Raw genomic sequence first — 12,901 nt, 5'->3', positions numbered from 1 at the left:
GTTTAACTTGTTACTTAAACGTTGACCAAATCGGTGCGTGATCTGATGGTTTTTCGATGCCACGTAGTTCGTAGTCGATGCCTGCTTCAGTACACTTATCTGCAAGTTTTTGAGTTGCTAGTACCACGTCAATACGAAGGCCGCGGTTGTCTACAAAACCTTTTGAACGGTAATCAAACCACGAGAATTGATCGTTAACTTCAGGGTGCAGTAGACGGAAGCTGTCCACAAAACCCCAATCCATCAATGTTTTTAGCCATTCACGCTCTTCTGGTTGGAACGAACACTTACCTGTTTTCAACCAACGTTTAGCGTTTGGTTCGCCGATACCGATGTCTGCGTCGATAGGGCTAATATTGATGTCGCCCATCACGATGATTTGCTCATCTTTGTTGTGATGGTCGTTTAGGTAGGTCATCAAGTCTTTGTAGAATTCACGTTTGTATGGGTATTTGGTTTCATGCTTGATGTTGTCCCCTTGAGGGAAGTAGCCATTTAGTACAGTAACTTTTTCGCCATTTACATCTTCAAACGTCGCCATGATCATACGTTTTTGATGGTCTTCATTGTCTGTTGGGAAACCCTTCTGCACAGAAATAGGTTCCTGCTTACACAGCATTGCGACACCGTAATGTGCTTTTTGGCCGTGGAAGTAGACCTTGTAGCCCATTGCTTCAACATCAGCAACTGGGAAGGCCTCGTCGTGTACTTTGATCTCTTGTAAACCAATCACGTCAGGTTGGTGTTTGTCGATAACCGCTTGAAGTTGGTGAAGGCGAGCTCTTAGGCCATTGATGTTGAAGCTAATTACTTTCATTGATTTTTATACCTCTTGCAAACCCTTATGATTGCTTGTTTATCAAGGGTTTGTTGATTTAGTGGATGTCATGGTTAACCGTATTTAACCATGCTTAATAAAATTCATCGCCATTTCATCGCCATTTTTTTAGGGCGCTATAGGCTGTATTGAGTGACGGGGTTAAAGGTGATTGCATCACTCAAATGGTTCGGGGAAAAGTGAGCATAAATCATGGTTTGCTCAATTTTTTGATGCCCTAGAATATTCTGCAAAACTAAAATATTACCACCATTCATCATAAAATGGCTGGCAAAAGTATGGCGCAAAACATGAGTTGTTTGACCCTTTGGTAAATCGGGTAGGGCTTTTGTTAGCCATTTATGCGCGACACCATAACCGCAGCTAAAAAGCTTATCATTTGTTGGCTTGTGAAGCTCTTTGTAAAGTTTATTTGATATTGGAACGGTTCGGTTTCTTTTACCTTTAGTATTAGTGAAAATCACCTTGTGCTTGAGCAACTGGCTTCCTCTCGTTTCGACTACCTCATTGATACGTGCCCCAGTCGCTAAACAGGTTTTGGAAATGGTCGTGAGCTCTTCAGCGACTTTGCTTTCTTGAATTACCTCAAACAAGTGCATGATCTGCTCTTCACTTAAAAAAGTAACTTGAGATTCTGCTTTTTAGTGGGCTCTACACCATCAACAGGATTAGGTAACTTCTACTCATTGAGCTTGATTAACTTATTGAATATAGATTTTAACCAAGCAATATCACCCTCCTGTGTTTCGATGGTTGTTCCGTTGAACTCGACCAATAGTTTACCCGGCAGGATCTGAACTTCGTTGATTGAATGACGGTCATCAATGCTGATTAGATAGCTTCCGCTTACGGCATCGCTATCGTTCTTATCAACCAGCATTATTGCTTCATTCGTTTCTAGTTCGATGAGATCTGCGTTCTGTAGGCTAAAACTATTAATTCTTCTTAATGGATACGGAATCTCGCAGGTATCCAATAACTTACCGCCGCTTAAACAAAAACTTTTTACAATCAGAGTTTGGTGTTGTGGATTTTTTTCTACATTTGGCTGCTAATTATTTGCTTCATGTCTGCTGATGGCATCTGAACTTCCGTTTTGTACCAGCGCGAGTATTTACCCGTCTATGAGAAAACCGCATGTGTATATAAACAACCGTTTTGGCAGGTAAGTAACAATGGCAATGGGCAAAAGCTCATTAAAAAAGATAGAAACAGAACTAAAAGCTAAAGGCTTCGCGCTCCGATGATGAATTCGCGATGGCTGGTATGATGGCAGAAGCGGTCGCGAATGCTGTGATTGATGAGATTAAGCAGCGTGCTTAAGTGGAGGTCACAGGCGGCAGCTTTAGGGGAGTTATCAAGTAAAATAGTTTGAGTAAAATCACATGTGATCACGAACATGAGGTCATAGGCTCTAAACTCTTTTTTGCCCCATTATCATTTAGAGTTGATACTCATCAGCATCTTGCTAATACTGTTTTTACTCATTAATCGTTATCTAAATCATGACTACATAATATTTGTCATTTAGCGATTAGTTGATGAGAATTTGTTACTAATACATTGATTCTGTGGATGAAGATAATGATCAATGACCTTGGCAAAGATTGGTAGGTTGGAAAGGAAAGTAAGGTGTCTCATATCGTGCCGACACATCATAACGTCCTGACAAATACTGAGAGGCTAAATATTGACGTTGCTGTTCACTGTAAAAGTGTTGTGTTGCCTCTAGTTCAATAGCTTCACCATCACCAACGCAAATGAAATAACCATCGTCCATGCTTTGAAACGCTACTGAACTTTCATCTACCACTCCATATCTATCGGTCATCTTTCTTGACCTCCAAATATCTTTAAATGTACCTCGCTCAAAGCGTTTCAAATTTCGCCATTGTATGAACATATAAGTGTCTTGCGAGGGAATCGATGGTATGTCATCCAATGTCTCGTTCGGGCTTTTACAAGTATCAAACAAAACCACAGCATTGTTCTCAACTCTAAATGGTAATCTATCTTCATCTTGTATATAAGAATCCACGTTCCTTTTGAACCAAGAATCACCCTCTGGGCTGAGATAAAAAGAAGGAGACTTTAGGTAAGAACCAAAATCGTCAGTTTTATTTGCGTCAACAATTTCATAAACAGGATTATCATGAAGTGCGTCATAACTCGCACTATAATCGAACTCAATTTTAAACAAAAAATCTTCCATCTCGGGTTTAGTCAGAGACGTGAAAGCCTTATCGACGGAGGCTTTAAGTTTTTCAATAGATTTAGGATGAGTGAGGTAAATCGGAATTAATCCGTGTCCCGCAAAGTCTAATTTGCTCGGTGCTATCACGGTGTTGGGAGGCGGAACGCTGCCTATCCCTGTAAAGTTCAGCCCATTAATCACAAGATCTGAGGTCGATAAAATATAATCACTGTCCGGGCTAAGGGTTGGGGAAGCGGGAGCGATGTGAACGACGCGAATGTTATCGGCACTGTAACCGTATTGGGACGTAACATGCTTATATGATTCGTTTACCCATAAGTTCCCTTGTGAATGAGCGATGTAAATGAGCTTTTTTCCTTTCCACGTAAGAGAGTCATTTAAAAGATGATGCTTCATTCTAGTTCGGCTGGTTTCGGGGGCATCAACAAGTGAGGCTAGTTCTTTTAAAAATGTCGTGATAGTTGCATTGATGGTTTGGTTTGCGAAGTCGAGAACGAATCCAGTAAACCAAGCAAAAGTGGCGCTGATTTTTTGGATGATAGAGCTGTTTTGCCTACCATTAACAATGTCCCAAAACGCCTCCCACCGGACGAATTGTTTCTGCTCTAACTCGTAAGTTCTTTGGTCAAAGGTTTCAGCGAAATCAGCCAGTACGTTAAGGCCACTTCCGTCAATATAAGAATCATTGTAGAAAAGCTGGTACTCAACAGACTCACCGTTGTAATAGTTGATACCTAAAGTGGATTCTAATTCATCTCGACCGTCGTTGGCTTCGTCTATCGTTGTTGCGACCCCGTTAAAGAAACCTATGGTATAGCCTTCGATTTTACAGGAATTTGCATTGGCGTTGACGGAAAGTAAGGCACTAGCCATAAGTATTATTGCTTGTTTATTCACAATATTTGGCCTCTGCTTTCAGGGAGGCACTTATCGCGCCGTCTTGTAAATGGCTATAAGCAAGGTAGGCCATGGTGCGTGCTTTGGTGTTGTAGGTGAGAGCTCTAATGGTTTTTCCTGTATTTGTTCTATCTCTGACTGGAATGCCAACAAACTTCTTACAGGCGATAACTTTGTTATATCTATTACCCATCGCCATTGCCTTGTCGATATTGGTTTTAGTCTTTTTCGAGAAGTCGTGGTACAGGTTTTCTTGTGAGTAGCGAGCGTTTTGTTTTAAGGCTTTTCGGGCTGGCTCGGTCACTTCTAACGCATCGATAAACGCCTCAATGTCATCGCGGATACCATCATTGTTTGCATCAGTACCAGCGAGAGAGTCGCTGCGGTCAAGCATGGATTCAAAACGCTCATATAGAAGCCTAAGTTGATCATCAATGGTCGGCTGTGCCTTTAATTCTGCAATTAGTTCCGGTGTTTTCTCAATGTGAGAGATGACACTCGGTTCTTCCACTACAGTTGCGTTTGGCTCATTCGATTCTTTGCACCCCATAATTAACATCACGGCTAACGTGCAGACTAATCTATTTTTCATTTATGTGCCCCTAGTATTTCAAATAGATACCAGAGAGTGCCAACAAATTAAGCCTGTGAATAATAAAGAGTTTTAATGACAGCATAAGGAGAGATGATAGGCAGAATGAATTGTAAGCGAGCATGTACCAAAAACAAGAATTACAAGTACTTATAGAGCACTTTTAATCAGGTTTATTGCCATAATGGCCTGTTCCATCAACAGTGGATACAAAGTTAAATGACTTTCCATACTTTTAGTTATTCATATTTTGCTAATGTTCTATTTTCCGAAACGCATTTTTGTCCAAAACCTTCACAGGCTGAATTTTTACCCGTGGCACTTTCTAACTCAAAAGTGCCCCATTGTTAGTTTCGCCAAAAAAGCCACGCTCTCGGTCGGATGGGTTTTGACCAAACATAACTAATCTGAAACCCAAAGCTCATTAAGTACGAAAAATGGTTATCGGAGTGCAGTTCTTAGTTCAAAGAAACTCGATGACTTTTGCTCTACAAACCGCTCTTAAAACGTCACAAACTTACAAAGCGTTATAGAAATATACCGCTTTGTTCAAGTGTGTAAAATCTTCGCTAAGAGCGTTTGAGGCGGTCAGAGGACTGTTTCTAATAGCAAACTCACACATTTACCATAATAGGAATAATGACTACCGATTTTTTATGCGCCCTATAATTTATTGCTTTGCTTTGCTTTGCTTTGCTTTGCTTTGCCTTTACAATACAGCCAGTTTTTAAAATTGTGAGTTTTTATGTTGTCTTATCGTAGAGAGCTTGATGGCCTTCGAGCTTTAGCTGTTATTGCTGTCATTATTTATCACGCAAACTTGGAGGTTTTTGGGATTCAAATTTTTCAAGGCGGATTTTTTGGTGTTGATGTTTTCTTTGTTCTTTCTGGTTACTTGATTACTTCGATTATTAGAAATGATATGGCTGAAGGCACATTCTCATTTTTAAACTTCTATTGGAGAAGAGCAAAGAGAATTGTTCCTGCATTAGTAGCAATGTTGGTCGTTACAACCCTCATCGCCTATTTAGTCCTACTGCCTAGTGATCTTGTAACATATGTTAATTCTCTAAAGTCAGCACTGTATTTTGGATCAAACTACTTCTTTTACTCGGAAGATAGTTATGTAGCTGATGCTAGTATATACAAGCCGCTATTGCACACTTGGAGCTTAGCTGTTGAGTGGCAGTTCTATATTGTTTACCCCGTAATTGTTTGGTTCGTTAATCGATTTTTTAAACAGTATATGTTTGAAGTCTTATTAGGGTTAGCGCTTCTATCATTGCAGTTGTCATCCTTCATTGTTGGCAACTATCCAGATATGGCTTTTTACTTATTACCATCAAGAGCTTGGGAGTTAATTCTTGGTGGATTAACAACCTTTTACAATCGCAATAGGTTGCCTATGGCAACTGAAGGTAGTTTAGAGAAGGTATGCTACAAGGGATTGCCTCTATTTGGGCTCTTTTTAATCGTTCATAGCATGCTTTTTGTTGGACATGAGGTTCAGCACCCTTCTTTTTTAACACTATTCCCAGTTCTTGGTACATGCTTGTTTTTGATGTTCTCACACAAAGGAGAGGCATCCAATGATCTATTATCTATCAAACCTATCGTTTACATCGGTCTAGTTTCTTATTCTTTGTATTTATGGCATCAGCCTGTTTTCGTGTTTTTCAGACTTATAAAGCATGATTACTTTAGATATGAGCAGTTCGCGCTATTAATGGTTATTTCACTATTGCTAGCGACTTTAACATATAGGTTTATAGAAAGTGTGTACCGCAAGAAAGGTCTTAATAGGTATGCACTCTCATTACCTTTAGTTTCAGTTTTATTGTTGGGGCTATTTGTACATCAGACTGTTCAGCGTGAGGGATTCCCAGAGCACCTTAGGGGGGTGGTTCGAGAAGCTTACGATATGTACAAGCACATAGAATTTAGACGATTAGAACAACCAGATAACCTTGGGGACAGTTATAGAGGAGAGTTCAAATCAAGAAGCCAGTGCAATTTTAGAACAGTTGAAACTGCTTGCCGCTTTGGGGATGAGTCTTGGGTTACTCTTGGTGATAGTTTTGTTGGCCAATATGACTACGCTCTTCATGAAATAGTTCAAGAAAGAGGTGAAGGGATGATTTCTTTATCTTATGAGCAGTGCCCGTTTGTTTCTCCTTCTATTTGGTTTGGAAACGTAGCAGAATGCTCTGTTGTTAATAAAGATAGATTAGCTTTAATCTCTAATTTTAATAGCCCCAAAAAAATCATCCTAGGAACAAACTATGGTCAATTTTCTCGCCCTAAAAATAGGACTAAAAACCCTATTGAAGATGGAAAGAAAGATTTAGTAGGTGGTGAAAGGGCAAAAGGGGACATTGCTTGGAAATCTTATTCTGAGAATATAAATAAATTATTATCTTTAGGGCATGAAGTATATGTTGTTTACCCGATGCCAAGGCCTGAAACTGATGTAAAAAAAGCTGTTTTTCAGCAGTTAACAACTTCAGTTTCCAAATATGAAGATATGTGGTCTTCAAGTAAAGATACGTATAGCTCGACTGTTTCAGCATCTCAAACGTTGGATGAATATTTACCTAATCATCCCAAACTACATAAAGTTATGCCTCAAGAAATTTTTTGTATTGATGGTCGATGCAAAATGATTGATGAAAAATATGGAGGCATTTATAACGGTGGCGGTCATTTATCATATGCAGGAGCTAAAATGATTTTGGATGATATTTTTCGTAACATTAATTAAACATAAATCTTGCTGTGATTAGGTGGTCGATTTACCATAACGACACTTATTACGCACCTAACATAAACCAATACTTTTGCTAGGGCGACGTTACTCATCGCACTAGCTCTTCACAAGTAAATTTCCCATACCTGTAGTTATTGATGATTTGCCAATTTAGAAGAAGCACAGGCAAATAATTGTCCAAAAGCTTCACAGGCTGAACTCTTACCCCGTGGCACTTTCTAGAGCGAAAGTGCCTAAAATCTGTTTTGTCGGCAGTTTCTTTGGATCCCCACAGAACTGGGGCAAACTCCGAGCGAGTTTCGAAGTTTGCCACAAGTGTCATTTAAGTATGTAAACTTTGCTACAGCCTTGTAAAAAACACAAAGCTCAATTATTGAGAAAAAGCCCTACAAAATGACACGGGTTTCTCAACCTTTAACATCTGGAAACGAATTCCCAACCTGAGTATGGTGTATCTGGTGTCTTGTCTCCGTCAGTCCAACGTGTAGAAACATAAATTAGATTTTTATAGACTACCGTATCGCCCGGTTCGTACTGCGCTCCCTCAATGAAGTCTTGGTAATGCTCACAGATGCTTGGCTTCTCCTCGGGTTTATCAAGATTTAGTAAGTACTCCATTGTGTAATTCGGGCTTTTAGCATTTCCAGCTGTTATTTGCGCATAGTTACCTTCCTTGTGGTTAACGACACTATAGGTAAAGGTACCAGAGCACCAACTAGAATCAGCCTTATCTGGAGTACAAATTTCTTGTGCAGGGCCCAGTTTATTGCCATCAATATCATATGCTTGGATTTTGTAAGCTGTGTTTTGAAAACCTCCCCAGACTGTAATGTTATAATTGGTGCTAAGTTCTGATGTGGTTGCAAAACCAGGCGTTGCAAGAGCAAGGTTAGAAAATGACATAGACGCAACGATGGATGAAATGATCAATAATTGTTTCATAAAAACCCTTTAAAATTAAAATGATGAATTAAGGTTGCCATATGCAACAGGGTTAACTTAGCGATTGTGAGTTTATAATAATAGGTCTTAGAGCCCTAATTAATATTAATTCGGACCCTAAGACCTAGGTATCGGAATTAATTGGTCGCATATCGAACAATTCACTAAAGGTAGGCCTTGATCCAAGTAGCAAAAGTCAATTAGAGCTTGTTGCAAAAACAGAAACTGTTTCTGGGATGCCTATTTGAGCATCTTATTTCCAGCATAAATTCCCAAGATCCTGGTAAGTTCGGAAAGGCGAAACTCTCGCCAACTTCAGTTTTGGCTCATCATGACGTAACCAAAAATCAAATTGGCCCCTATTCAATATACGTAAGACTTGAGAAGCTTGAATGGTTTATCCTGTAGGTGATTTTTCCGAATAAGCGCATCAAGCTACCTTCTTTGCCAACTGCTCTCATCACAAATATATTGACTGAACGTGTAAATTGCTTCTGTCTAATAGTTTGCTAGGGATTGAAGGTATCTAAAGAATCTAATATGGATGTGATAGAGGTTACTCGCGATTTAGAAGGGACATCGAGCGAATAGAAAAAACGGCTCCCGATTGGGGATTGGGAGCCGTTCTTTTTATTCTTTGTCCATATCACAAGCGACAATTGCACTAGGAATTTAAGTTGTACCTGTACAATCAGTTAGATCCATACCGATGATTGCTAATTTAGAAAAATCGCCGACAAGCTTTTTTCAAAAATGAGTTTCAAATTTTTCTAACTGGCAAGCGAAAAATGAATCTTTTTGTCAGGCTTCACCTTAACTATCCCAATTGATGTGAGATCGCATCAATTATCAGATATAGATCTTTTATTTGGTGGGTTTCATAGTTAATCGTATTTAACCATGCTTAATAATGTATGTCGCCATTTGCAGAGACAAAATGGCGACATAAAATGACGTGACGACTTACGTTTACGTTGAATCTATTGAGTCTTGAGTAAATCTAAAAAGAACGCGTATTCCAGTGCATCTTCTTTTAGTCGTTTAAATCGCCCTGATGCACCACCGTGACCTGCTTCCATGTCTGTTTTGAACACAAGTACGTTGTTGTCTGTTTTCATCTCACGCAGTTTTGCTACCCACTTCATAGGTTCAAAGTACTGTACTTGCGAATCATGTAGACCTGTTGTCACCAACATATTCGGGTAGTTTTGAGCCTTTACGTTGTCGTATGGCGAGTAACTCAACATGTAATCGTAGTAGGTTTTATTGTTAGGGTTACCCCATTCGTCATACTCGTTGGTTGTGAGAGGAATCGATTCATCAAGCATGGTCGTTACTACATCAACAAAGGGAACATGAGCGCCAATACCTCGATACAACTCAGGCGCTTGGTTGATGATAGCCCCCATCAAAAGACCACCAGCCGAACCTCCCACCGCAAACACTTTATCTTTAGCGCCATAACCTTTTTCAACCAGGTTTTTGGTTGCATCGATGAAATCATTGAACGTGTTTTGTTTAGTCAGTTTTTTACCATCTTCATACCAAGGGCGTCCCAACATCTCTGAACCACGAATATGTGCAATAGCATAAACGAATCCACGATCAAGTAGGCTAAGACGAGCTGAGCTAAAAGTTGGTTCGATAGTGTGCCCGTAAGATCCGTAGGCATATTGGTAGATAGGGTTAGTGCCGTCTTTCTTGAATAGATCTTTGCGATAAACCAAAGAGACTGGTACTTGCTTACCATCGCGAGCCGTGATCATGATTCGCTCTGATTGGTAATTGTCAGCATCGAAATCGCCTAACACGGGTGTTTGCTTCATGATCTCGGGTTCACCTGTATTAAGGTCGAAATCATAGTAAGTGCCAGGAGTCGTTAGGCTGCTGTAATAGATTCGAACTTTAGAGTTATCTAGCTCATAGTTACTTGTTAAGTAGGCAGCAAAAGCGGTGTCGTTGAACTCAAGTGGAAATTCTTTGCCTGTAGAGAGTTGACGAACCTTCACTGTAGCCAGTCCGTTTGAACGCTGCTCGTAAACCAGATGATCATTAAACAGCTCAAAATCGACAAGCTGAGTGTTGTCGTCAGCTGGAATGACATCGACCCATTTTGAACGGTCATGAATGTCTTCGGATGTGGCTTTCATCAAACGGAAGTTGACCGCTTCGTAGTTGGTGTAGATGTAGTACCAATCTTTTAGCTTAGCGATGCTGTACTCAATACCCATTTCTCTTGGGTAGAAGGCTTCTGCTTTTGCGCTTGGATTGTTGGCATCAATAATTGAAACACCACTGGTTTCTGTGCTCGAGTGCCAAATGTATACCTCCTGACCATCTTTACTCTTACTGATGTTGGTGTAGTAAGCGCTGTCAGCTTCTTCGTAGATCAGCTCATCGCTTGCTTGGGGAGTGCCCAATACGTGGCGGTAAACTTGATAGCCAAGTAGAGTTTGTGGATCTTTTTTGATGTAGTAAAGGGCTTGGTTGTCGTTTTGCCATGCGATGGCGCTCGAAGCACCTTCAATTTCATCGTCTAGGTATTCACCGGTTGTCAGGTCTTTAATTTTAATGGTGTAAATACGACGACTCAGCGTGTCCTCGCCATAGGCCAGCATGTTTTCATTTGGGCTAATTGATAGGTCACCAATACTGAAAAATTCATGTTCTTTGGCGAGTTCGTTAACATCTAGAATGACTTGTTTGTCTATTCCTAAAAAGTGTTTTTCGCGCAAATGAACTGGGTATTCGTTGTCACCTGTGACTTTATTTGAGTAGTAATAGCTACCTTTACGAACCGGTACAGAATTGTCGTCTTTCGCGATTCGGCCTTTGATCTCTTCAAATAACTGTTCTTGAGATGCTTCTGTGTGTTTCAGCACCGTCTCGGCATACCGGTTTTCTTGCTCGAGGTGCTGCAAGATCTCTGGATCTTGGCGTTGATCATCACGCATCCAATAGTAATCATCAATTCGTGTATCACCATTAGTCGTCATTGAATGAGGGACTTTCTTAGCTACGGGAGCTTGAGTTTGTTGAGCGATAAGTTGCGATGGAGAGTAGTGGTTCATGGTTGTTATTCCTTGATTGCTGCATCCGGCGACAAGCGCTACCGATACGGCCAATGTGGTTAAAGCGAAACGCATCTTTATATCCTTAGTGTGCACCTTACTCGTTTTATTGCCAGCATCCTTTAGTGGTTAGTTTCCTTCCAGTGATATTATTTATAATTGGATTCTGGATATGCACTTTCATCGTAAGTGTCTGTTATTGTTTTTAAAAAATCAAAGTAATGTTTGATGAAATTAGTGGTAGACATCAGGCGAGGGTAAACGGGCAATATAAAAGGGACACGCCTTTCAGCATGTCCCTCTATTTATTAGGCAGGAGTTGCGTTTTACTTTAGATAGCCAATGGCATTTCGTTTGAGTGGTCAGGCTTACGATTAACCCAACGTAAGCCAAGCATAGCGATAAGCGACATGCTAATCATCAAGCAACCCAGTGGCAGTTGATCTTGAGCTGGGAAGAACGATGCCAACAGTGTAGCAATACCGGCACCTAAGTTCTGCATACCACCCAAGATCGCGCCACCTGTACCAGCATGGTATGGGAATGGCGAAAGTGCACCTGTTGTTGCTGCTGGGAATAAGATACCAGCGCCCAAGAAGTAAATGGTTGCGCCGCCAATCAATGTCAATGCGGTTGTTTGACCAAACAGACCCGGGATAAGCACGACAGCTGAGCCAACTAAGATCGATACCAGGCCAATATTTAGTGCGCGACGTTCAGAGCGACGCTGCGCGATGTAACTCGAAAGGCCAGCACCTACTAGGTAACCTGGAATCGGTAACACAAACAGTAAACTCACAGTAGTTGCCGGCAAGCCAAGTACACCGCCAAGCAGTACTCCTGCAGCTGCTTCAAATACTGCTATCCCTGCAAATGTTGCAACCAGTACCACTAAGAAACCTTGGAAGCGCTTGTCAGATAGAACAAACCTGTAGCTGGTTCCTACCGATTCATTTTTGCGTCGCTCTTTTGGTAATGTTTCCATCATGCTCGTCATCATGGTGATCACAACAGCAATACCAAATAGTGCTAGAAACAAGTAGCTAGATCGCCAGCCGAAAGCTTCTGTTAGGTAACCACCCAATACAGGTGCCATCAATGGGGAAAAAATCACACACATGCTGATCAAGCTGTTTGCACGATGTAATTCAGCGCCCTCAAAACAGTCACGGGTCAATGTACGAGACATCGCACCACCACAACCAATGCCGAGCCCTTGAATAAAGCTACCCACCAAGAACCATTCGTATTCATGAGCGAATAAGGCTACCAAGGTACCTAGGATGTAGATGACCAAGCCAGCGACGATGATTGGTTTGCGACCGAGGCGATCTGAAAGCGGGCCGTAAACAAATTGCGACAAACCATAAGGGATCAGGTAACACGCCATCACAGCTTGAAGTGAAGACGCAGAAACCAAGAACTCACCTGTCATATGGCCAATAGAAGGCACGTACATCGTTTGAGTCATTTGACCTACGGCTGTCAGAATAGCGATTAAGAAGGTAAGTTTCGCTAATGGAAACGAGGCGGACATTTGCGTATCTCTCCAAAAATTGAAAACGTAAAAACCTTAGCG

The 12,901-nt window shown here is 40.9% G+C and carries 9 protein-coding genes; 1 reads left to right on the top strand and 8 read right to left on the bottom strand.

Features of this window, described 5'->3' with window-relative positions; genetic code table 11:
* Positions 1-10: 10 nt before the first annotated feature.
* From xthA to BTO10_RS16730, 5 genes are all read right to left on the bottom strand, one after another.
* On the bottom strand, positions 11-817 hold the full coding sequence (gene xthA / locus BTO10_RS16750; RefSeq protein ID WP_004737414.1) for an exodeoxyribonuclease III: 807 nt from the start codon (positions 815-817) through the stop codon (positions 11-13).
* 137 nt (positions 818-954) lie between these two features.
* Entirely contained in the window at positions 955-1,437 is a 483-nt protein-coding gene (locus BTO10_RS16745; protein ID WP_105025291.1) for a tyrosine-type recombinase/integrase, read from the bottom strand.
* An 80-nt stretch (positions 1,438-1,517) separates the two neighbouring features.
* A complete protein-coding gene (locus BTO10_RS23800; protein WP_258099182.1) occupies positions 1,518-1,814 on the bottom strand; it encodes a hypothetical protein in 297 nt (98 codons plus the stop codon).
* Between the two features lie 612 nt (positions 1,815-2,426).
* Complete coding sequence (locus tag BTO10_RS16735) at positions 2,427-3,926, bottom strand: hypothetical protein (RefSeq protein WP_105025613.1); 1,500 nt, start codon at positions 3,924-3,926, stop codon at positions 2,427-2,429.
* Between the two features lie 16 nt (positions 3,927-3,942).
* Positions 3,943-4,542: a chromosome partitioning protein ParA gene (locus BTO10_RS16730; RefSeq protein ID WP_105025289.1), complete on the bottom strand. Its 600-nt coding sequence runs from the start codon at positions 4,540-4,542 to the stop codon at positions 3,943-3,945.
* 745 nt (positions 4,543-5,287) lie between these two features.
* On the opposite strand from BTO10_RS16730, the gene BTO10_RS16725 reads away from it, so the two are divergent.
* The gene (locus BTO10_RS16725) at positions 5,288-7,303 is read left to right on the top strand and encodes an acyltransferase family protein (protein ID WP_105025288.1); all 2,016 of its coding nucleotides are present in this window, start codon (positions 5,288-5,290) and stop codon (positions 7,301-7,303) included.
* A 420-nt stretch (positions 7,304-7,723) separates the two neighbouring features.
* Here the strand turns inward: BTO10_RS16725 and BTO10_RS16720 are convergent, their stop codons facing one another.
* The 3 genes from BTO10_RS16720 to emrD form a co-directional block, all read right to left on the bottom strand.
* Positions 7,724-8,251 carry a hypothetical protein gene (locus BTO10_RS16720; protein WP_105025287.1) on the bottom strand — a complete coding sequence of 176 codons (528 nt, stop codon included), beginning with the start codon at positions 8,249-8,251 and terminating at the stop codon, positions 7,724-7,726.
* Positions 8,252-9,231: 980 nt separating this feature from the next.
* Entirely contained in the window at positions 9,232-11,322 is a 2,091-nt protein-coding gene (locus tag BTO10_RS16715) for a S9 family peptidase (RefSeq protein WP_181144001.1), read from the bottom strand.
* Between the two features lie 331 nt (positions 11,323-11,653).
* The gene (emrD, locus tag BTO10_RS16710) at positions 11,654-12,859 is read right to left on the bottom strand and encodes a multidrug efflux MFS transporter EmrD (RefSeq protein WP_105025285.1); all 1,206 of its coding nucleotides are present in this window, start codon (positions 12,857-12,859) and stop codon (positions 11,654-11,656) included.
* Positions 12,860-12,901: the final 42 nt, after the last annotated feature.

Origin of the sequence: Vibrio chagasii (genome assembly GCF_002954585.1) — a bacterium.
Taxonomy (GTDB): domain Bacteria; phylum Pseudomonadota; class Gammaproteobacteria; order Enterobacterales; family Vibrionaceae; genus Vibrio; species Vibrio chagasii_A.
Note: the sequence above shows the minus strand (reverse complement) of the source record. Positions and strands in the feature narration are given on the sequence as shown.

Bases quoted from the DNA above. Each gene is read 5' to 3' on its own strand.
- xthA (WP_004737414.1), bottom strand. From the start codon at position 817: ATGAAAGTAATTAGCTTCAACATCAATGGCCTAAGAGCTCGCCTTCAC.
- BTO10_RS16745 (WP_105025291.1), bottom strand. From the start codon at position 1,437: ATGCACTTGTTTGAGGTAATTCAAGAAAGCAAAGTCGCTGAAGAGCTC.
- BTO10_RS16735 (WP_105025613.1), bottom strand. From the start codon at position 3,926: ATGGCTAGTGCCTTACTTTCCGTCAACGCCAATGCAAATTCCTGTAAA.
- BTO10_RS16730 (WP_105025289.1), bottom strand. From the start codon at position 4,542: ATGAAAAATAGATTAGTCTGCACGTTAGCCGTGATGTTAATTATGGGG.
- BTO10_RS16725 (WP_105025288.1), top strand. From the start codon at position 5,288: ATGTTGTCTTATCGTAGAGAGCTTGATGGCCTTCGAGCTTTAGCTGTT.
- BTO10_RS16720 (WP_105025287.1), bottom strand. From the start codon at position 8,251: ATGAAACAATTATTGATCATTTCATCCATCGTTGCGTCTATGTCATTT.
- BTO10_RS16715 (WP_181144001.1), bottom strand. From the start codon at position 11,322: ATGAACCACTACTCTCCATCGCAACTTATCGCTCAACAAACTCAAGCT.
- emrD (WP_105025285.1), bottom strand. From the start codon at position 12,859: ATGTCCGCCTCGTTTCCATTAGCGAAACTTACCTTCTTAATCGCTATT.